The sequence below is a fragment of the Planococcus dechangensis genome, assembly GCF_042654465.1.
Lineage (GTDB): Bacteria > Bacillota > Bacilli > Bacillales_A > Planococcaceae > Planococcus > Planococcus dechangensis.
On record NZ_JBHSGL010000005.1, the window covers coordinates 711,388 to 731,238 of the forward strand.

Here is a 19,851-nt window from a genome sequence, read left to right on the forward strand (position 1 = left end):
CTTGTTTTAGTTGCCGAGTATGGCTTTGAACACGGAGGTCGTGTGCCCGCCTTCGTAAATTACATAAAGCAATAAATAGACCATCACGCCTGTAATCGCTGTGAAAAACCAAACGACACTTGTAAACGGCCCGATTTTGCGATGTTTGTCCAAACGGTTCTTCAATCCCCAGAAGATTGTCAGAAGCCCCATGACTGCTCCGATTGTCGCAAGTGTTATATGAAAAATAAGGAACACTGTATAGTATATTTTGTATTCATCAGGACCGCCGAAAGCTGTGTTTCCGACAAACACTGTGCGCGAAACGTAGATGATGAAAAATGTCAATGCGGCTGCACCGGCACCGAGCATTACTTTTTTATGCGCTTCAATACGGCGCTTTCGGATCAAGTTCCACCCGATCGCCACAAGAATGGCGCTGAGGACGATGAAAAACGTACTGATAGTTGGCAAAAGCGGCAAATTCATTTCAAATAAACTCCTTTTGGGTCATTACCCGTTATGTCTGTGATACGCCATATCTTTACGGTCTTGCAAAACTTTTGCGGTGATGTCGTCCGCATTGGCCGTTTCGTTTTTCAGCCATTCGTGGAATACAAGCCAAATGAAAACTGTGAATACCAATTCCTGGATGACTTTCATCACGATGCCGCCTGTTCGTTGATCTTCGATCGTCGACATATTAGTGAATAGTTCAGGACCGGTCAAATTGAGCTGTGCCAGAGTTCCAGCTGGCACACAAAGCGCCATGGCCTGAAGCCAAGCTTCCCCGTCCGAATAAGTTGCATAAAATGGACCTGTGCTGAAGATGATCAACGCACAAGCAGGAGTCATCAAGACACTCAGCCCGAACAAATAGCTCAACTTTTTCAAGCCATGGAATTTATGCATGCCTTCCAGGTTATTGACAATCGGCCACCAATAGAGGATGGCGGAAACAAATAATAAATTACTGACCAACCCATGAATGAGTACGTCTTGTTTTACGAAGTCAAAAACGAGCGGCAAATGGTATAGCGAGAAAAATAAACTAAATAACAATAATGCCAGCATCGGTTTTGTAAAAAACATAAACAAAGGCTTCACAACCGGCAATTCAATGAAGGCCCGCCATACATAAGCTGGAATCCCCATAATCAATAGCGGCGGCACTAATAGTAATAGAAAAGCCATCTGCACCATGTGCATCGTAAAAATGATATGCCCCATCAGGTCGATAGGAGAACCTTTGAGAATGTATAGCAACAATATCCCCGAGACGAACAAAACTGCTTGCTTCGGCTGCAAGGGTTCATTATCGGCAAATTTATCTCTCCATTTTACAGTAACCCCAAAATAGAGCAACGTGACGAGTACGAGAAATCCAAAATACCAGGGGCTCCATAAAGCTTCGAAGCCGAAAATACTGATTGGCATTAGACCGTACCTCCTTTTCCTTAAGTAACCTCATTATATAGGGGTTATCCTGCTATATCAATGAACGAATCATGACATTTCCCGTTCCCGTTTGTATATAAAAAAACTCCGGACACAGAGTGTCCGGAGTTTTTGAACTTACCACCATACAATTGTAACCATCGCAAGGACAGTCAAGAAAGCAACGAACATGCCACTGAACATGAAGAAAGCCATCATGCCGTGTCCTTTGTTGCTCATATGCATAAAGTGATAAAGCTGCAGTACTACTTGAATCGCTGCCAATAACAAAAGAATCGGCACGATAAAGTACGGAGAGAACTCCGCAGCCACTAGCGTGAACGCGATCAACGTCAAGAAAATCATCATTGCAAATGACGTTAACTGGCCGCGCATTTCAGTAGCTCTTTTACGCTTTACAAATTCATATTCTGCTCTAGATCTATGAATATCATGAGTATCGTGTGCCATATTAACCGACCACTCCCATCAGATAGACTACAGTGAAGATGAACACCCATACTACGTCAATGAAATGCCAGTATAGAGCTGCAAGGTAGAACTTCGGTGCGTTGTACATGTTCAGGCCGCGCTTGGCGTTGCGGAGCATTAGGGCGATAAACCAGCTAAGACCGAACGCAACGTGGGCTCCGTGCGTTCCGACCAACACATAGAAGGCGGAACTAAATGCACTGTTGGTAAAACCAAAACCGAGATGAACGTAATGGTTAAACTCATAAATTTCCAAACCAAGGAACACCAAACCAAGAAGGACGGTTATTCCAAGCCAAGCTTGCATCGCTTTGAAATTATGGTTTTTCATATGGTAAATCGCGTAAACACTCGTCAAGGATGAAGTCAAAAGAATCATCGTCATTGCAAAGACCAGTGGTAGTTCGAACAATCCGGCTGCGGTAAATTCCATTCCGCTCGGCCCTTTGTCTTTTAATGCCAAATATGTTGCAAAGAGAGAGGCGAAGGTGACTGTTTCAGCAGCTAGCAGCAACCAGAAACCAACGAACTTGTTCTTTCCTTCGAGCGTTGCCGTTTCAGGATGATCCGGCCAAGTTTGTGGGGTATATCGCTTATTTAAGTCCACCGTTTTTGCCTCCTTCCCGCGCTTGTGCTTCTCTGTGAATGCGTTCTTGGTCTGCAATCAACTCTTCTTTTGTTACATAGTAGCCAAGATCATCTTTCAATGAACGGACTAGCATCGAACCGAAAGTGATTCCAAGACCGATGATCAATACCGGCAATGCCCAAGCTTTGTCGCCGTCGAGGTGATACAAAGCACCAAATGATGCAATGAACATACCTAAGGAAATTACAAAAGGAATAAACGAGTTATTCGGCATGTGGATGTCGCCAAGCGGTTCAGCGTAAACCATACCTTCTTTATTGCCTTCCATTTTCTCGATCCAGTATGGATCAAGTCCGCGGACAAGCGGTGTTTGAGCAAAGTTATAAAATGGCGGTGGTGAAGGAATTGCCCATTCAAGCGTACGTCCGTCGCCCCATGGGTCATTTCCGACGCGCTCATTTTTGATAGACGTCAGAACGATGTTGACCAAGAGAATGATGACACCAGCTGCCATGAACAAGGCTCCGAATGAGCTGATGGCGTTAAACAGATCCCAGCCTTGGTCGGCTCCGAACGTGTAAACACGGCGAGGCATACCCATAAGGCCAAGGAAATGCTGGATAAAGAATGTCATATGGAATCCGATGAAGAACAACCAGAATGTCCACTTTCCGAGCTTCTCGCTCAACATCGTACCGAACATTTTCGGCCAGTACAAATGCGTACCTGCCAAAAGTGCGAGCACAACACCACCGACGATTACGTAGTGGAAGTGAGCAACGATAAAGTATGAATCGTGAAGCTGGTAATCAAGCGGCGCGATTGCCTGCATAACACCAGTTACCCCACCCGCTACAAATGATGGAATAAATGCTACTGCGTAAATCATTGGGACTGTAAAGGAAATGCTTCCGCCCCAAATCGTCAATAGCCAGTTAAAGATCTTAATTCCTGTAGGTACAGCAATGATCATCGTAGCCAAGGCGAATACTGCGTTTGCAGTTGGCCCAAGACCCGTTGTGAACATGTGGTGAGCCCATACCATAAAGCCGTAGAAACCGATCAAAATTGTCGCGAACACAAGTGCCGTATAACCGAACAGGCGCTTGCGAGAGAATATCGCAAAGATTTCAGAGAAAATACCGAATGCTGGCAAAATCAAGATATATACTTCAGGGTGTCCAAAGATCCAGAAGAAATGCTCCCAGATGATGGTGTTACCGCCCATCGTGACATCAAAGAAGTTTGCTCCGAACAAACGGTCGAATACCATGAAGAAGATAGCGACAGTTAGTGGAGGGAATGCCAAGAGAATCAAGGCAGATGCCACAAATGTCGTCCATGTGAACAACGGCATTCTCATATAAGTCATACCCGGCGCGCGCATGTTGATGATTGTAACCAGGAAGTTAATTCCGGCAATCAAACTACCGAAACCGGATATCGTTAACCCGAGTGAATAAAAGTCGATTCCGTGGCCTTCAGAAGCGAGTGCCAAGGAAGCATAGTTTGTCCATCCTGCATCCGGCGCTCCGCCCATGAACCACGAAAGGTTCAAGAACACACCACCGAAGAAGAATAGCCAGAACCCAAGTGAGTTCAGGAATGGGAAAGCAACGTCACGCGCACCGATTTGCAATGGCGCGACGGCGTTCATAAATGCTAATAAAATCGGCATCGCTGCCAGGAAAATCATGGTCGTACCGTGCATCGTTAAAACTTCGTTATATGTTCCGGCACTGAGAAAATCATTTCCGGCTTTCATCAACTGAATCCGGATCAACATCGCTTCTACGCCGCCGACTAGGAAGAAAAATCCGCCGGAGATCAAGTAGAGGATGGCGATTTTCTTATGGTCTACTGTTGTAATGAAATCCCATATTGTAGCGCCGAAACCCGTTTTTTGAGCGTTAGAACTCACAATAGTTTACCTCCTTTTTTAAGCTTTGACTCTTTTATTCTTCCTTTTTCAAGCCCATCAAGTAAGCTGCAAGTGCACTTAATTCTTGGTCTGTTAATTCTTCACCATTATTAAGCGAAGCTGCATCCGGCATCAAGTTGCCCGGCTTGTATTGCTGAGGATCAGCAATCCATTTTTTCAAAGTTTCTTCATCGTGGTCCATGAAGCCAGCGACCGTGTTGCGGTCTCCGAATGTTGCAAGGTTTGGTCCTTGACCAGGTGTTGCTCCAACTCCGCCAGTAGCGTGGCAAGCAATACAGCTAAGGCCATCGGTACCAAATAGTTCTTCACCTTGCTGTGCTAGATCGCCTTCAACTGCCGCTGGTTCTTCTTCCTGCATAGCAGCTACCCAAGTATCGAAGTCTTCGCGATTAAGCGATTTCACTTTAAAGTCCATCAAAGCATGTGATGGTCCGCAAAGCTCAGCACATTTGCCGTAAAATACGCCGTTATCCAGCTCTGCTGATTCACGGTCGAATTCCAAGTAGAATGTGTTGACGTTTTCTGGGTTGACGTCGAGCTTACCGCCGACGGAAGGGATCCAGAAAGAGTGTTTAACGTCTGCTGCAATTAAATTGAAGTAAACGCGCTCTCCTGTTGGAACAACAAGCTCTTGTGCTGTGATGATTCCTTGTTCAGGATATTCGAATTCCCACCAGTAAAGCTTGCCTGTGACGTTGACCGTCAAGTTCTCGGCATCGCCTTCTTCAGTTTGTGCATCCATCGCCGTGACATCTGCCAAGTCGAATGTGGAATAAACTGTAGGGACAGCGAGGATCAAAAGCAAAACGATCGGAATTGCAGTCCAGATAAACTCAAGACGCGCACTTCCTTCGACTTGTTCAGGGATCATATCCTCCCCGACTTTTGAACGGCGGAATTTCACAATTGCCAATACATAGATGATCGTAACGACGATGATGACAAACAACATGACAATAGAAGACAAGATCAACAAGTTGAATTGGTCTTGTGCGACTTTACCAGCTGGTATCAGCGTCGAAATTTCTTCGCGCCCGCATCCGGAAAGAAATACGAGCAATGCGGTCATCAATGCGAAAAGGCGCCAGTTTTTAGGTCCTTTCATCATAGCTTTTCATACCCCTCTCTGAATAAAATGTTTTACATAAGTAAGTGAAACGAAATTTAGACGAATACTGCAAAAATAATCATCGATACGAATAGAATCGTCATGTAGTTCAACGAATAGATGAACATTTTTTTCGCCCATTTCAAATCATCCGCCACACTGAAGCCCCGGATTGCCAGAACCAGCCATCCGATATTCAAAGCAGTGGCTAAGATAATGAAGCCAATTCCCAATTCCGTTAGCAAAAACGGTAATGGAAACAGCAGTAAAACCCATGCTAGCATCGATTTTTTTGTCCGGTGGAACCCTTTGACCACCGGCAGCATCGGGATATTAGCAGCCCGATACTCCTCCGTCCGTTTCATCGCTAGCGCATAAAAATGCGGCGGTTGCCAGATGAACATAATAAGGAATAATGCCCATGCGCCCATACCGAGCGTCGGCTCCACCGCAGCCCAACCGATAAGTGGCGGGATGGCACCGGAGATGCTGCCGACGATCGTATTTCCGACATGCCTTCTTTTCGACCACATCGAGTACAAGACGACATATGCGAGAATGCCGGCTATTCCGAATAGGCCTGCTGAAACAGAAGCGGAAAACAAAAAGAGTTCGCCTATAACAATGAAAGAAATGGCGAGTGCCAAGACAGCAGATGGCTTAAATCTGCCCGTAACCGTTGGGCGAGACCTTTTGCTAGCCATCAGTGGATCGATATCCGTGTCGATGTAATTATTCATCGCCGCAGATCCCGCTATAATCAATGCCGAACCGACGAGTGTGTAAACGAGAATGTCCAGATGGTCAAGAAAGTTCGTTCCTGAAAACTGGAACGCGAGCCAAAGCCCTGTGAAAACTGTAATTAAATTAGAATTCACAATTCCAATTTTAATGAGTGCCAAAAAATCTTTTGTGAACGTACTCGCTTCCACTGCATCAGTCGGTTCTGCAGGCAAAGATCGGCCGTTTGACATATAACTCCCTCCTTTCAAAGTTGTAAGCATATTCCGCTAATCATAACTATATCTAAATTCCAGAGCTATTTCTACATATTACTGAAATTTCCTGATATAAATGATGATTTCACGCAATTGGTCTTACTTAATATCCATCTCTAATCATACAGTAGCCACCTCGTTATTTTAAGATAGAAAAAACCTTGTTTTTGAACAGTTTGTGAAGGTCTCAGTTATTATGTCCAAATCTTGAAAGTTTAGGCGAACGCTGATTTCTCGTTGTATTTTAAACGTAGTTTCGCTATCATCGAATATGCAGGTTATATACAAAGATAAAAGTTTTTCTAAAAAAAGTAGGTGGCATATTGAAAAGTAACATTTATATAAAAGTGTTCGGCGTACTTGCGACTGTCGGCATGCTGCTCATCCTCCTCGGCGGGGCGCTCGTTACAAAAACCGACAGTGGCTTAGGCTGCGGGCGCAATTGGCCAGATTGTAACGGCAATCTGATTCCGCGTGAGATTACGGCAGAAGTGCTGATTGAATTTTCGCACCGTTTGGTGACAGGTGTTGTCGGCATCTTGATCGTCATTTTAGCCGTATGGGCATGGCGTAAGTTTGGACATGTGCGGGAAACGAAATTCCTCGCGATCATGGCTGTGTTCTTCCTCGTGCTTCAAGCATTGATCGGGGCAGCCCAAGTACTTTGGGGGCAAGGCGACTTTATTCTCGCGCTTCACTTTGGGATTTCACTGATTTCCTTTGCAGCTGTTCTGCTATTGACTTTGCTGGTATTCGAGGTCGACCGGAAGTTCGATGCTGACCGTGTCCAGATCGGGCGCAAATTGAGATTCCATACCATCGGCGTCACTTTATATTCCTATATCGTAGTTTACACGGGTGCTCTGGTCCGCCATACAGATTCAAGTTTGATTTGTTCCGATTGGCCACTATGCCGCAACGACCAGTTTGCTCTTCCTAACAATATGTATGAATGGGTCCAGATGGGCCACCGTTTTGCTGCTGCGCTCATCGTTATCTGGCTCGGCATCATCGCCCTTCATGTTTATCGCCATTACCGCGACCAACGCGTCATTTATTGGGGCTGGATAATCGCTTTCATCATAGTCATGCTGCAGGCAACAACTGGAATGCTCGTCGTTTTGACGAAACTGAACTTGGCTGTTGCATTGATGCATTCCCTGCTGATTTCAATGCTGTTCGGTTTGCTGTGCTATATGGTCCTGCTCGTCTCAAGAAGTAAATTCATTAAAAGTAAATAAAAAAATTCCGGTGCGAACTTCGCACCGGAATTTTTTTATTTTGTTTCCATTTCGATCAACAAGTCTCCTGTGGAAATGCCGTCTCCAGCAGCCACATAAATTTCCTGGATGGTGCCGTCGAATGGAGCTTGTACGGTCGTTTCCATTTTCATCGCTTCGGTAACCAGCAAATGGTCGCCGCGTTTAACCTTCAAGCCTTTTTCACCGATGACTTTAAGCACGGTGCCAGGCATAGTTGCTGCAATATGGTTTTCTTTTGTCGGGTCGGCTTTTGGTTTCGCCGATTGATCCGTTTCCACTGTCATATCCTGTATGCTCACTTCGCGAGGCTGTCCGTTCAATTCGAAATAGATGATGCGCGTGCCATCTTTTTGCGGTTCTCCGACAGACACAAGTTTGATCATCAATGTTTTCCCTTTTTCGATATCGACTTCGATTTCCTCACCGAGGCGCATCCCGTAAAGGAATGTCAATGTATCCAGGACAGACACGTCACCGAAAGTTTGGTTGGTGACCGTGTATTCCTCGAACACTTTTGGATAAAGCGCATAGGCCAGCACTTCATGGCTGGTCACCGGACGCTGCAGGCGATCGAATAATTTCTTTTCGATGTCTTCAAAATCTGCAGGTTCCAATAATTCACCTGGACGCACCGTAATTGGCTTGCGTTCTTTCAAGACGACCTTTTGCAGCTCTTTCGGGAATCCGCCATGAGGCTGTCCGATATAGCCTTCGAAAAATTCAATGACCGATTCAGGGAAATCGATGTTTTCGCCGCGCGTCAGCACTGTGTGTTCGTCCAATTCGTTTTGAACCATGAACAGAGCCATATCTCCCACGACTTTTGAGGAAGGAGTTACCTTCACAACATCGCCGAATAATAAGTTGACACGTGAATACATTTCCTTCACGGCTTCCCAGCGCATGCCGAGGCCGACTGCTTTCGCTTGCTGCTGCAAGTTGCTGTACTGCCCTCCAGGCATTTCGTGCACATAGATTTCGGAATGTGGGCTGTTCATGCCGCTTTCGAAATCCGAATAATACTTGCGGACATCTTCCCAGTAATGCGACATCGTCTCAAGTGACTGAATGTCGGCACGGACTTTTCGCTTGCCGCCGCTCATTGCGTAATACAAAGAGTTTGCGCTCGGCTGCGAAGTAAGTCCCGCCATTGTGCCAAGAGCCGTATCGACAATGTCGACGCCCGCTTCGATGGCTTTCGAATATAGGTAGATGCCGTTGCCGCTCGTATCGTGCGTATGCAGATGGATCGGCAATGACACAGTATCTTTTAATTCTGAAACAAGGCGATATGCCGCCTCAGGCTTCAATAAGCCGGCCATGTCCTTGATGGCCAAAATATGTGCGCCTGCAGCTTCGAGTTCTTTCGCCATATCTTTATAGTATTGCACCGTGTATTTGTCACGGCTCGGATCGAGGATGTCGCCCGTATAGCAAATGGCCGCTTCTGCGACTTTTCCAGAGTTCCGCACTTCATCGATCGCAACTTCCATGCCTTTAATCCAGTTCAAGCTGTCGAAAATGCGGAAAACATCGATCCCGGCATCCGCTGAAGTCCTTGCGAATTCACGGATGACGTTATCTGGATAGTTTTTGTATCCAACCGCATTCGCTCCGCGGAACAACATCTGGAACAAGACGTTCGGAACATCTTCGCGCAATTTGATGAGACGCTGCCACGGATCTTCTTTCAAAAAGCGGTAGGATACATCAAATGTCGCCCCGCCCCACATTTCCATAGAGAACAAATCGCTTTGAAGGCGTGCGGTTTCTTTAGCTACGGCAAACATATCATGCGAACGCATGCGTGTCGCGAGCAGAGATTGATGGGCATCGCGCAATGTCGTATCGGTCAACAATACATCTTCCTGTTCAAGGATCCATTTTGACAAGCCTTCAGGGCCCCGCTCATCAAGGATTTGCTTCGTGCCTTTAGGAACTTCCGTGATGATATCGATCTCAGGCTTGCGTGGTGCGGCATGGATCGGCTTCTTTTTCTTTTCGATCCCTGGGAAGCCGTTGACCGTGACATTGCCGATATAGCTGAGCAATTTGGTTCCGCGGTCTTGGCGCACTGGGAAAATGAACAATTCTGGCGTACTGTCGATAAAGCTAGTGTCAAAATCTCCATTGATGAAGTTTTTATGTTTTACTACATTTTCAAGAAACGGGATATTTGTTTTGATGCCGCGAATCCGGAATTCCTGCAAGTTGCGGTCCATTTTAGCCGCGGCTTCTTTGAATGTGGTTGCCCATGTAGATACTTTTACGAGTAAAGAATCATAATATGGCGAAATAACGGCTCCTTGGAAACCGTTTCCGGCATCCAACCGGACACCGAACCCGCCTCCTGAGCGATACACCATCAACCGCCCTGCATCCGGCATGAAATCGTTCAACGGATCTTCTGTCGTCACACGCGATTGGATGGCGAACCCAAACAATGGGATATCCTCTTGCTTCGGAATATTGATCGCTTCGCTATGCAGCGCATGTCCGCGCGCGATGTTGATTTGGGCATGGACAATATCGATTCCTGTAACCATTTCCGTAATCGTGTGCTCTACTTGGATACGAGGGTTGACTTCGATGAAATAGAACTCATCTCCAGCCACCAGAAATTCCACAGTCCCGGCATTTATGTAATCAATGTTTCTCATCAGTTTCACTGCCGCATCGCAAATTTCGTTGCGCAGGCTTTCACTGATTGAATTAGAAGGAGCTATTTCTACAACTTTTTGGTGACGACGCTGAATCGAACAATCTCGTTCATATAAGTGAATGATATTGCCTTCTGCATCCCCTAAAATCTGCACCTCGATATGCTTTGGTTTGTCTACGAACTTTTCTACATACATTTCATCAGAACCGAATGCAGCTTTTGCTTCGGATTTTGCCCGTTCATATGCAGATGCTAGCTCACTATGTTCTTTGACGATACGCATACCGCGCCCGCCGCCGCCAAGGGACGCTTTGATCATCAATGGGAAGCCGGCTTCTTTGCTGAATGCCTCAACTTCCTCGAGTGATTCGACAGGGCCGTCCGTTCCAGGAATAACCGGAATACCTGCAGCAATTGCCTGTTCGCGTGCTTTGACCTTGTCCCCGAACATATCAAGATGGCGGGATGTCGGGCCGATGAAGATGATGCCTTCTTCTTCACAGCGCCGTGCAAAATGGACGTTTTCCGACAAAAACCCGTATCCTGGGTGAATGGCGTCAACATCGGTATCTTTTGCAATTCGAATAATGTCTTCAATGTCCAAATAAGCATCGATCGGCTTCTTGCCTTTGCCGACTAAATACGATTCGTCAGCTTTGTAACGATGAAACGAGCCGCTGTCTTCCTGCGAATAAATCGCAACTGTCCGAAGATTCAGTTCTGTACAGGCGCGGAAGATCCGAATTGCGATCTCTCCGCGGTTGGCTACCAAGATTTTTTTAATCTCTCTCACTCTGTCGCACACCCTTTACTTTTTCGTTTTTTCGTATTTATTGAACATGGAAACATTCAGTAATACTCCCATAGCTAACGATAACAAAATTACGGACGTTCCGCCATAGCTTATAAAAGGAAGAGTGACGCCTGTCAGAGGAATAATTCCTGACAGCCCACCCAAATTGACGAAAGATTGGATGCCGATCATGCTTGCGACTCCAGCTGCAAGCATGCGAGCGAGCGGATCTGTCGTCGTCATGGCAATCCATAATCCACGCAGCACGATGAAACCTAGACCGCCGATTACAAAGCACACTCCAAAAACACCGAGTTCTTCGGCAATGACCGACATGATGAAATCCGTATGCGGTTCCGGCAAATAACCAAGCTTCTGGATCGACTGGCCAAGCCCAAGTCCGCCCAGCCCCCCTGAGCCGATTGCTAAATAGCCATTGACGATTTGGAAGCCGAAACCAAGCTCATCCGAGAAAGGGTTGAAAAAAGCATCAATGCGCCCCATCCGCTTTTCGGTAAAGATCAAATCTCGCGCAAAAAGCATCATTGGCACAATAAAGACCGCTGCAGCGGCAACGACCATCCCTGCGAGTTTAATGAAGGGCTTTAAACGCACACCTGATGCCGCCATGACTGACAGCCCAACCGCACCAATAATGACCATCGAGCCAAGGTCCGGCTCAAGAAAGACCAATAGCAGCACACCCGTTAAAATGATGACGGGCGGAAAAATCGATTCGTTCAATTTATTGATCGAACCGTTCCGGTATTTATTAGAAAATACACCTGCCAAATAAAAGATGATGCCGACTTTAGCAACTTCGGAGGGCTGGATGTTGACGAAGCCGAGACTGATCCAGCTTCTCGCGCCGCCTGCAGCAAATCCGATGAAATGAACAAGGATAAGTCCTGTGAAGATGACGCCTAGCACAGTCGCCATCATCCATTTTTTCTTGAAATGCTTATAAGGGAAAATGGCGGCCATTAAAAATACAGGATAGGCAATCGCCAAGTTAATCAATTGCTGTATGTAAAAGCGATCCGGTGAATCGTTGTAGTAGTTGACAGACCATGCCATGCTAGAGGAATAGATCATGATCAGGCCAAAAATGGTCAATGCAAGATAAGTAAATAATAATGGATAATCAATGTACTTCGCGTATTTCTTGATGTAGGATTTCATTGGTTTTTTCCCTCATTCAATTAGATTCATTAGTAAAAAAACTCAAACAGGAATCGTTTGAGTTTTGGGTCATTTATTTGTATACGCTTCGTGAAGAACGGATAATTCCTTCTCCAGCGTATCCATTAAATTTTTTCCGGTTTCACGTTCGATTAAGCCAAGCTTAACTGCAAAATCGATTTCCCGTGACAAGCCAAACATTTGCGTATCAAGAACTTCTTCATATAAAGGGCAGGAAGGCAAGGTCAGATGGTCCATCTGCACTTTGATTAATTGCTCTATTTTCTCTGCATCAGCTTTAAGGAGTTCCAGCGCTTTTTGTTGATAAGTCTGTTCTTCTGTATGTTCCATGAGGACTCCCCCATCACTCGTATTTCTGCTCCATTAGCCTGTATAAAGTGTATCTTTAACTTCATCAAATTGCAAGTCTCTTCCTATAAGGATTAAACCCTTTGGGAATTGCGCATGAACAGGTATACTGATGTAGAGAGATACTATAATGGAGGGTTTTACTTATGGAATTCATCATACCGTTCAAAGGCGAAGTCACATACAAACTAACTTTGGATCCGACCGTGTGGATTTTTGACGACCGGAAACTCGATCTTCAAACCTACTTCACTGAAGAGCAAGTCGAAAAAGATGAACTCGAAGATTACAAACGCGGGATGGGCGAACATTGGTCGCGTGAAATCATGGAAGGCGCCACTGTGCCGCCGACATTGAACTCCGAAAAGAAATACAAGCGACATGAAAAACAAGCAATGCTTACAGGAACATTCGGCATGCGCTTCCAACCATTCCTTGAAAACGCAGAGCCTGCCGAAAGTGCCTCTAAAGTTGTTTTCGAAACGGAATCCGGAGAACATGTTTTCCCGATCGAGCACGCCAAACAATTGATTTTCAAATTCAGTGAACAAGGAAAGCCGCTTCGCGAAGATGGGCCGGTTCATATTCTTTTGCCTGATGGCTCGAATGTCGATCAGCCGATTACACATATCCACGCGATCCGAGTCGAATAGGAGGAGCCGCTATGCGCGTACAATGCGTCATCTGCGATAAAATTGAAGAGCTAGAAGAAGACACGCTGCAAGCGAAACGACTGCGCAACCGGCCGATTCACACGCATATGTGCCAAGAATGCCACGACCGGATTGCCAAGCGGACCGAAGAACGCCTCGCCACAGGCTCGTTCCATTTCTTCCGCAGCTCGCGCAGCATTGAGGATGATTTTTAATGAAAATTTTAAAGGGACTGTGGATTGGATTCTGGAGCGGCCTCATCCTTGGATTGCTGTTGAAGTGGATGCAGGCAGTGACCGGTGTCCGTAATTATGAATTGTTATTGAACATAGACTTCATCCCACTTATCAATCAAGTAAACTGGTCGGAGCTGACAGAATTTGTTTTCCATTTGATCATTTCCTTGATCATCGGAATCGTCTACGTTTATCTGGCCAAGCGTCGCAACTACACATTTGGGCAATTGACTATATTAAGCCTTGTGTTAACCTTGCCGACTTATGTATTGTTTTTCCCGCTATCGATGCTTGCCGTCGAAGCCGATGTGCCTGAGCCGACCGATATGGGGGCTTTCCTCTATTGGATACTCGCTCATCTGACATATGCACTATTACTGCCGATCCTTTACAAAACATTTGAACGCAAAAACGCTGCTTCTCAATGAGAAGCAGCGTTTTCGCGTTTTTCGCGCCAAAGGCGAATTTTATAGAGAACAAGAATCAATGCTGCAATGACCAGGCCTTCAACTACGGGCAGGAAAAAGGCTAAAAACGTTAAGCCTAATCCGCCGATAGCTAAAAACAAGGCGATTGCTGCATTTTTTCCAAGTGACAAATTTTTGGCAAAGCCCAGTTTATAGACGATTGCCGACAAGATGAAGATGACCGCAAAAAGCGCATATCCAGCCATTTCATAACTCGGCAAGTTCTGATAAAGAACCCGGGCTACCGGATACATATTCTCAAAGACAAAAGACTGTTCGTCCACAGATTATACATCCTTCCGCTTGTTTATTCTTCGATGGCTACTTTCTTTTTCTTCTGAGCACGTTCGCGTTCGTTTTTATCAAGAATTTTCTTGCGCAAGCGAACGGATTCAGGAGTAATTTCGCAATACTCATCATCGTTCAAATACTCAAGAGCTTCTTCCAAACTCATAACGCGACGTTTTTTCATTGTTGTCGTCTGGTCTTTGTTTGCTGAACGGATGTTTGTCGCAGCTTTGATCTTAACGATATTGACCGTCAAATCGCTGTCGCGGTTATGTTCGCCGACAATCATGCCTTCATAAATTTCAGTACCAACATCAACAAATGAAGTTCCACGGTCTTCGATGCCCATCAACCCATAAGTTGAAGACTTTCCGCGTTCCATTGATACAAGTACGCCTTGGCGACGTCCGCCAACTCGACCTGAAGCTACTGGCTGGTAGCTATCAAACGTATGGTTGATGATTCCGTATCCACGAGTTTGTGTCAAGAATTCAGTTGTATAACCGATCAATCCACGTGCAGGGACGTTGAACACAAGACGGACTTGTCCGCTTCCGTTATTGACCATATCCAGCATTTCACCTTTGCGCTCACCCAATGATTCGATGATAGCGCCAGTGTATTCTTCTGGAACGTCAACTTGTACGCGCTCGACAGGTTCACAGCGAACTCCGTCCACCATGCGAACGATTACTTCAGGTTTTGAAACCTGTAGCTCGAAACCTTCACGGCGCATGTTTTCGATCAGGATTGACAAGTGCAACTCGCCGCGGCCTGAAACTACCCATGCATCCGGAGAATCCGTAGGGTCTACACGCAAAGAGACGTCAGTTTGCAACTGCGCATCCAAACGTTCCTGGATTTTACGGGAAGTGATCCATTTTCCTTCTTTACCGGCAAACGGGCTGTTGTTGACAAGGAATGTCATCTGCAGCGTCGGTTCGTCGATGCGAAGGATTGGCAATGCTTCTTGATGGTCTTGCGGTGTCACCGTTTCACCAACGTTGATATCTTCCATTCCGGAGATGGCAATCAAGTCGCCAGCTTCAGCTTTTTGGATTTCAACGCGCTTCAATCCCATAAAGCCATGGATTTTAGTGACGCGGAAGTTTTTAATGGAGCCGTCCAATTTCATCAATGAAACGGATTGTCCAACTTCAATCGTCCCGCGGAAGACGCGGCCGATTCCGATACGCCCAACATAATCGCTGTAGTCAAGAAGCGCTACTTGGAATTGCAGCGGCTCTTCACGGTTATCGATCGGTGCTGGAACGTGGTCCATAATTGCATCGTAAATGACCTGCATCGTTTCTTCCTGATCAGCTGGATCAGATGAAAGGCTGGCAGTTCCGTTCATGCCGGAAGCGAAAATGACCGGGAATTCCAACTGGTCGTCGTTTGCTTCTAGTTCGATGAACAATTCGATGACTTCATCAACAACTTCATCTGGACGCGCGAAATCGCGGTCAATTTTGTTGACAACTACAATCGGCTTCAAGTTTTGCTCTAGCGCTTTTTTAAGAACAAAGCGTGTTTGCGGCATGCAGCCTTCATAAGCATCAACAACAAGCAAAACACCATCAACCATTTTCATGATACGTTCCACTTCACCGCCGAAGTCGGCATGTCCTGGAGTATCCAAAATGTTGATTTTAGCGTCTTTATATTGAATCGCGGTGTTTTTAGCAAGAATCGTAATTCCGCGTTCTCTTTCAATGTCGTTTGAGTCCATCGCCCGCTCATCAACATGTTCGTTTGATCGGAAGATTCCGGATTGCTGAAGCAACTGATCCACCAATGTCGTTTTGCCGTGGTCAACGTGTGCGATAATTGCAATGTTACGTAAATCGTTTCTAAGGTTAGTCATACTTTCACTCCAATATTCTTTTTTCGAGCCTATAACTGTGCTAGTATAGCACATATAGGGGAAAAACCCTACGATTTTATTTTCTTGTACGCAGGAGGTTAGATGGAATGAAACAAGCGATCATAGAATCGTGGCACAATATCAAATGGGTTTTTGTGCTTTATTCACTTGCTGCCATTGCTGCAATGGTGCTCATCGGTGTCGCAGTCGCATTGCGCAGCATGCCGGGCATCGCCCTTTCGATCTTATTATTGCTCGCAGTCATGGGGCTCGGATTTAAACGTAAAAAAGAAATGCGTGAGGCCGGAGTCCTTTAACTCCAAAAAAAGAGGCGGAAAAATCCGCCTCTTTTTCTTTTCTTCTATGGATGTTTTGGTTTGATATATTCGTTGATTAACTTGCCATGAATGGATGGGTTTGCTGCCACGAACGTATCCGATTCTAATAGATTGATCGGCCCACCGGAAAATGTACTCGCGACAGCACCTACCTCTTTGGCCATGACCATGCCGCCCGCAATGTCCCAAGGCGCCAGCCGCATCGAGATGTATGCGTCGATGCGTCCGCTAGCTAGATAGGCAAGCTCGAGCGCAGCCGAGCCGTATGAGCGCATGCCACGCACGTCATGTACGAGGCGGATCGTGGCTTCGTGGTCAACAAAGCGGTTCGGTGTTGCCCACATTGCATTCATGCCGATAATCGATTCGTTGATGGCCGTTTCAAAAAGCGGCATCAACCGTTCATCATTATAATAGGCTCCGCCGCCTTCGATCGCATGATAAAGATCATCGTTGACAACATCATAAATATAGCCCATTTTCCCAACGCCATCTTCATAGATGCCAAGCGAAATGGCGAAGTTGCGCCGTTGATGTACAAAGTTCATCGTCCCATCAATCGGGTCGAGCAGCCAAACCGTGCCGCTCAGTTCCTCGATATTATCTCCGAAACCTTCTTCCCCGAAGACGCGGTGTGTTGGAAAATCTTCGCGGATGTGGCGAATGAAAAATTGTTCCACTTCTTTATCCACATTGGTGACCAAATCATTGGCGTGGGCTTTTGTGTCGACCGAAATATCACTGAGAAATGAATTTCGGATACGGTGGCCCGCCTCTTTTATCATTGATTTTATGTAACGATCCATTGCGTGCTGATCCATGTGCAATTTCCCCCTCATTTCTCTTCAGTATAACGAAAAAAGCATCCGCTGTCTTTTGCCAGCAGATGCCTTTAAGGTATGGATGATTGTTTACAGCGCATGAAGGGCCTCCAGTTCTACCTGTATTTCAGCAAGCCGCTTCTTGCTCTTCATTTTTTGGGCGTCGTCGTTTTGCTGCATTGCATCATACAAGGTGGCCAATTCGTAATCCAATTCCAATTTCAGCGTGTTGACGTATTCCTTCTCTACATCTGCCTTTCGAATAACTTGAATCATCTGCTTCATACTGAGCACCCCTTCCCACATTACCGGAATATTCCGCCAATGATGTTTGTTAATCTCCTTTACCCCATTTTTAAATACTAGAAACGTATTTATATTCTTTCTTTCCAAACTTCGTTAAACTAAAGATTGATGCTGTAAATGAAGGAGGAAATGATGATGAATTCATATTGGACAGAGCAGGATTTCGATGTTTTTGAAACTGAAGGCCTCGAAGCACGAATGGAAGCATTAACGACCTATGTGCGGCCGAAATTCGAACAGCTAGGGCAAGACTTCTCGGCTTATTTCTCTGGAGAAACCGGAGATGAATTTTTCCCTCATGTAGCGAAGCATATGCGCCGCACCGTAAACCCTCCAAATGATAGCTGGGTGGCATTCGCTCCTTACAAACGTGGGTACAAAGCAGTTCCCCACTTCCAGATCGGATTATGGAAAAGCCATGTGTTTGTTATACTTGCTGTCATATACGAAGCTCCAGGAAAACCGGAAATGGCGAGTAAACTCATTAAGCTCGACGCTTTAAATGAGCTGCCGAAGAACTTTGTCCTATCAGGCGACCATATGAAACCTGATGCTGATGAGATTGAGTCGCTCGGTGAAGAAGGCATCGAAAAATTGCTGATCCGCCTGCGCGACGTCAAAAAAGGCGAACTGGTCATTGGACGCCATTTGCCGAAAGCTGATGCGTTATCGCTCGATAAAAACGGCTTTTATGCATTTACCGAAGAAACATTCCGCGATTTGCTGCCAATTTATCGGAACTTGCTCGAAGTCAACGAAAAAACCGCCGTTCCTCGCTGAACGCCGGTTTTTTTCATTTCACGTTCATTTGATGCGGATCATTTCGTCTCCAGAGCCCGCTTTCATCCGTTTGATGACTTGATAGCTTCCATAGCCGCTTTGTTCTTCAAAATCACGGAAGTATGTTTTCTCTTCTGCCATTGAAGGAACTACTTTCTTGAATTTCCGGTATTTTTCCATTAATTCTTCCCGCTTAATGCCTTTTTCATATGCATTTTCGATTGCTTGAAAAAATTCCACGACATCGACGATTTCGTCCGTCGTCCAGTCGATGGAAAATGGATATGAATAATCCATCATTCTCGCCTACTTTCCTTGGATATTCACCCAACGTGTACCGATGTCCTGCGCTTGCTTGACCATACGATCGAACAGCTCCTGGACAGTTGGCACATCGTGGATCAGCCCTGTTACTTGACCAGCCCAGCCAAAGCCATGTTCTGCGTCACCATCATAAATATAACGCTTATTGGCCGATCCGCTAATATATTCCTTCAGCGCTTCATAAGTCGGCGTTTCTTTTTCGACTGCCAAAATTCGGTCGGTCCATGTATTCGACAGCGTTCTTGCCGGTGCGCCGATGCTGCGCTTAATAATTACGGTATCGTTTTCTGTGCTGTCAATTAAGTGTTGCTTGTAGAGTTGTGAAGCATGGACGCATTCTTTTGTGGCGATAAAGCGCGTACCCATTTCAATTCCTTCAGCACCGAGTGCGTGCGCCGCCATCCAGCCGCGTCCATCGCCGATGCCTCCGGAGGCGATGACTGGGATCGACACCGCGTCGACTACTTGCGGAATAAGCACCATTGTGCCGATATCATCACGGCCAAGATGCCCACCACCTTCGTGCCCGACAACCATGACCGCATCAGCACCGAGCTGCTCGGCTTTTTCTGCTTGCCGTCTCGCAGCCACCAACACCAATTTCTTGATTGAAGTACCTTCTAATTGTTCGAAAATCGGTGTTGGGTTGCCGCCAGTCATGGAGACGACCGGCACATTTTCTTCGATTGCAACATCTAGCATATGTGAAAAAGACCTGCCGTGGTCACCGATTGCAAAATTCACGCCAAACGGCCGGTCCGTCAATTCGCGGACTTTATGGATCTCTTTACGCAACTCATCCGGTCCCGGCAAACTCATCGCTGTAATCTGCCCCAAGCCGCCAGCATTCGAGACGGCAGCTGCAAGTTCTGCATAAGCCAAGTATGCCAGGCCTCCTTGGATGATCGGATAATCAATGCCAAGCAGTTCTGTAATTCTTGTTTTAAACGCCATAATT

At 46.1% G+C, this 19,851-nt stretch carries 22 protein-coding genes; 6 read left to right on the forward strand and 16 right to left on the reverse strand.

The features are described 5' to 3' along the window. Positions 1-6 precede the first annotated feature (6 nt). From ACFO5U_RS06800 to cyoE, 7 genes are all read right to left on the reverse strand, one after another. Positions 7-468, reverse strand: coding sequence for a DUF420 domain-containing protein (locus ACFO5U_RS06800; RefSeq protein ID WP_377277811.1), 462 nt, complete (start codon positions 466-468; stop codon positions 7-9). Positions 469-492: 24 nt separating this feature from the next. Then, positions 493-1,416 carry a cytochrome c oxidase assembly factor CtaG gene (gene ctaG, locus ACFO5U_RS06805; protein ID WP_377277813.1) on the reverse strand — a complete coding sequence of 308 codons (924 nt, stop codon included), beginning with the start codon at positions 1,414-1,416 and terminating at the stop codon, positions 493-495. A gap of 138 nt (positions 1,417-1,554) precedes the next feature. Next, entirely contained in the window at positions 1,555-1,887 is a 333-nt protein-coding gene (gene ctaF, locus ACFO5U_RS06810) for a cytochrome c oxidase subunit IVB (protein WP_377277815.1), read from the reverse strand. 1 nt (position 1,888) lies between these two features. Then, entirely contained in the window at positions 1,889-2,515 is a 627-nt protein-coding gene (locus ACFO5U_RS06815) for a cytochrome c oxidase subunit 3 (RefSeq protein ID WP_377277817.1), read from the reverse strand. Then, positions 2,502-4,418, reverse strand: a complete 1,917-nt coding sequence (locus tag ACFO5U_RS06820; RefSeq protein WP_377277819.1) for a cytochrome c oxidase subunit I — start codon at positions 4,416-4,418, stop codon at positions 2,502-2,504. The genes ACFO5U_RS06815 and ACFO5U_RS06820 overlap by 14 nt, the downstream gene beginning before the upstream one ends. Before the next feature lie 34 nt (positions 4,419-4,452). After that, positions 4,453-5,547: a cytochrome c oxidase subunit II gene (gene coxB, locus ACFO5U_RS06825; protein WP_377277821.1), complete on the reverse strand. Its 1,095-nt coding sequence runs from the start codon at positions 5,545-5,547 to the stop codon at positions 4,453-4,455. Between the two features lie 56 nt (positions 5,548-5,603). After that, positions 5,604-6,521 carry a heme o synthase gene (gene cyoE / locus ACFO5U_RS06830; protein ID WP_377277823.1) on the reverse strand — a complete coding sequence of 306 codons (918 nt, stop codon included), beginning with the start codon at positions 6,519-6,521 and terminating at the stop codon, positions 5,604-5,606. A gap of 347 nt (positions 6,522-6,868) precedes the next feature. Between cyoE and ACFO5U_RS06835 the strand changes: the two genes are divergently transcribed. Beyond that, positions 6,869-7,786, forward strand: a complete 918-nt coding sequence (locus tag ACFO5U_RS06835; protein WP_377277824.1) for a COX15/CtaA family protein — start codon at positions 6,869-6,871, stop codon at positions 7,784-7,786. A 35-nt stretch (positions 7,787-7,821) separates the two neighbouring features. Here the strand turns inward: ACFO5U_RS06835 and pyc are convergent, their stop codons facing one another. From pyc to ACFO5U_RS06850, 3 genes are all read right to left on the reverse strand, one after another. Then, complete coding sequence (gene pyc, locus ACFO5U_RS06840; RefSeq protein ID WP_377277825.1) at positions 7,822-11,262, reverse strand: pyruvate carboxylase; 3,441 nt, start codon at positions 11,260-11,262, stop codon at positions 7,822-7,824. Between the two features lie 15 nt (positions 11,263-11,277). Continuing rightward, positions 11,278-12,444, reverse strand: a complete 1,167-nt coding sequence (locus tag ACFO5U_RS06845) for an FtsW/RodA/SpoVE family cell cycle protein (protein WP_377277827.1) — start codon at positions 12,442-12,444, stop codon at positions 11,278-11,280. Between the two features lie 69 nt (positions 12,445-12,513). Further along, positions 12,514-12,795, reverse strand: a complete 282-nt coding sequence (locus ACFO5U_RS06850; RefSeq protein ID WP_377277829.1) for an Fpa/YlaN family protein — start codon at positions 12,793-12,795, stop codon at positions 12,514-12,516. Positions 12,796-12,959: 164 nt separating this feature from the next. Between ACFO5U_RS06850 and ACFO5U_RS06855 the strand changes: the two genes are divergently transcribed. From ACFO5U_RS06855 to ACFO5U_RS06865, 3 genes are read left to right on the forward strand one after another with little or no spacing between them, the layout of a single operon-like run. Further along, positions 12,960-13,466 (forward strand): peptidyl-prolyl cis-trans isomerase, encoded by a 507-nt coding sequence (locus tag ACFO5U_RS06855; RefSeq protein WP_377277831.1) that lies wholly within the window; start codon positions 12,960-12,962, stop codon positions 13,464-13,466. An 11-nt stretch (positions 13,467-13,477) separates the two neighbouring features. Continuing rightward, complete coding sequence (locus tag ACFO5U_RS06860; RefSeq protein ID WP_377277833.1) at positions 13,478-13,681, forward strand: YlaI family protein; 204 nt, start codon at positions 13,478-13,480, stop codon at positions 13,679-13,681. Then, positions 13,681-14,130, forward strand: coding sequence for a hypothetical protein (locus ACFO5U_RS06865; protein WP_377277834.1), 450 nt, complete (start codon positions 13,681-13,683; stop codon positions 14,128-14,130). Before ACFO5U_RS06860 ends, ACFO5U_RS06865 begins: the two co-directional genes overlap by 1 nt. Here ACFO5U_RS06865 and ACFO5U_RS06870 read toward each other — a convergent pair. Beyond that, positions 14,124-14,453: a YlaH-like family protein gene (locus ACFO5U_RS06870; protein WP_377277836.1), complete on the reverse strand. Its 330-nt coding sequence runs from the start codon at positions 14,451-14,453 to the stop codon at positions 14,124-14,126. The genes ACFO5U_RS06865 and ACFO5U_RS06870 overlap by 7 nt on opposite strands. A gap of 23 nt (positions 14,454-14,476) precedes the next feature. After that, positions 14,477-16,324: a translational GTPase TypA gene (typA, locus tag ACFO5U_RS06875; protein WP_377277838.1), complete on the reverse strand. Its 1,848-nt coding sequence runs from the start codon at positions 16,322-16,324 to the stop codon at positions 14,477-14,479. Positions 16,325-16,431: 107 nt separating this feature from the next. Here typA and ACFO5U_RS06880 point away from each other — a divergent pair, with 107 nt between their 5' ends. Then, entirely contained in the window at positions 16,432-16,641 is a 210-nt protein-coding gene (locus ACFO5U_RS06880; RefSeq protein ID WP_377277840.1) for a YlaF family protein, read from the forward strand. Positions 16,642-16,685: 44 nt separating this feature from the next. Here ACFO5U_RS06880 and ACFO5U_RS06885 read toward each other — a convergent pair whose 3' ends face one another. After that, complete coding sequence (locus ACFO5U_RS06885; protein WP_377277841.1) at positions 16,686-17,483, reverse strand: inositol monophosphatase family protein; 798 nt, start codon at positions 17,481-17,483, stop codon at positions 16,686-16,688. Between the two features lie 90 nt (positions 17,484-17,573). Further along, a complete protein-coding gene (locus ACFO5U_RS06890) occupies positions 17,574-17,768 on the reverse strand; it encodes a hypothetical protein (RefSeq protein ID WP_377277843.1) in 195 nt (64 codons plus the stop codon). Positions 17,769-17,924: 156 nt separating this feature from the next. Between ACFO5U_RS06890 and ACFO5U_RS06895 the strand changes: the two genes are divergently transcribed. Further along, a complete protein-coding gene (locus tag ACFO5U_RS06895) occupies positions 17,925-18,569 on the forward strand; it encodes a YktB family protein (protein ID WP_377277844.1) in 645 nt (214 codons plus the stop codon). A gap of 24 nt (positions 18,570-18,593) precedes the next feature. On the opposite strand, the gene ACFO5U_RS06900 is transcribed toward ACFO5U_RS06895, so the two are convergent. Next, positions 18,594-18,866: a UPF0223 family protein gene (locus ACFO5U_RS06900; protein ID WP_377279471.1), complete on the reverse strand. Its 273-nt coding sequence runs from the start codon at positions 18,864-18,866 to the stop codon at positions 18,594-18,596. Between the two features lie 9 nt (positions 18,867-18,875). Then, the gene (locus ACFO5U_RS06905; RefSeq protein WP_377277845.1) at positions 18,876-19,847 is read right to left on the reverse strand and encodes an NAD(P)H-dependent flavin oxidoreductase; all 972 of its coding nucleotides are present in this window, start codon (positions 19,845-19,847) and stop codon (positions 18,876-18,878) included. Between the last annotated feature and the right edge of the window lie 4 nt (positions 19,848-19,851).

What these genes read in the sequence shown, in the direction of transcription:
- ACFO5U_RS06905 (WP_377277845.1), bottom strand. Translation starts at nt 19,847, where the DNA reads ATGGCGTTTAAAACAAGAATTACAGAACTGCTTGGCATTGATTATCCG.
- ACFO5U_RS06850 (WP_377277829.1), bottom strand. Translation starts at nt 12,795, where the DNA reads ATGGAACATACAGAAGAACAGACTTATCAACAAAAAGCGCTGGAACTC.
- ACFO5U_RS06890 (WP_377277843.1), bottom strand. Translation starts at nt 17,768, where the DNA reads ATGAAGCAGATGATTCAAGTTATTCGAAAGGCAGATGTAGAGAAGGAA.
- ACFO5U_RS06860 (WP_377277833.1), top strand. Translation starts at nt 13,478, where the DNA reads ATGCGCGTACAATGCGTCATCTGCGATAAAATTGAAGAGCTAGAAGAA.
- cyoE (WP_377277823.1), bottom strand. Translation starts at nt 6,521, where the DNA reads ATGTCAAACGGCCGATCTTTGCCTGCAGAACCGACTGATGCAGTGGAA.
- ACFO5U_RS06885 (WP_377277841.1), bottom strand. Translation starts at nt 17,483, where the DNA reads ATGGATCAGCACGCAATGGATCGTTACATAAAATCAATGATAAAAGAG.
- ctaF (WP_377277815.1), bottom strand. Translation starts at nt 1,887, where the DNA reads ATGGCACACGATACTCATGATATTCATAGATCTAGAGCAGAATATGAA.
- ACFO5U_RS06865 (WP_377277834.1), top strand. Translation starts at nt 13,681, where the DNA reads ATGAAAATTTTAAAGGGACTGTGGATTGGATTCTGGAGCGGCCTCATC.
- ACFO5U_RS06855 (WP_377277831.1), top strand. Translation starts at nt 12,960, where the DNA reads ATGGAATTCATCATACCGTTCAAAGGCGAAGTCACATACAAACTAACT.
- coxB (WP_377277821.1), bottom strand. Translation starts at nt 5,547, where the DNA reads ATGATGAAAGGACCTAAAAACTGGCGCCTTTTCGCATTGATGACCGCA.
- typA (WP_377277838.1), bottom strand. Translation starts at nt 16,324, where the DNA reads ATGACTAACCTTAGAAACGATTTACGTAACATTGCAATTATCGCACAC.
- ACFO5U_RS06845 (WP_377277827.1), bottom strand. Translation starts at nt 12,444, where the DNA reads ATGAAATCCTACATCAAGAAATACGCGAAGTACATTGATTATCCATTA.
- ACFO5U_RS06800 (WP_377277811.1), bottom strand. Translation starts at nt 468, where the DNA reads ATGAATTTGCCGCTTTTGCCAACTATCAGTACGTTTTTCATCGTCCTC.
- ACFO5U_RS06880 (WP_377277840.1), top strand. Translation starts at nt 16,432, where the DNA reads ATGAAACAAGCGATCATAGAATCGTGGCACAATATCAAATGGGTTTTT.
- ACFO5U_RS06900 (WP_377279471.1), bottom strand. Translation starts at nt 18,866, where the DNA reads ATGGATTATTCATATCCATTTTCCATCGACTGGACGACGGACGAAATC.
- ACFO5U_RS06895 (WP_377277844.1), top strand. Translation starts at nt 17,925, where the DNA reads ATGAATTCATATTGGACAGAGCAGGATTTCGATGTTTTTGAAACTGAA.
- ctaG (WP_377277813.1), bottom strand. Translation starts at nt 1,416, where the DNA reads ATGCCAATCAGTATTTTCGGCTTCGAAGCTTTATGGAGCCCCTGGTAT.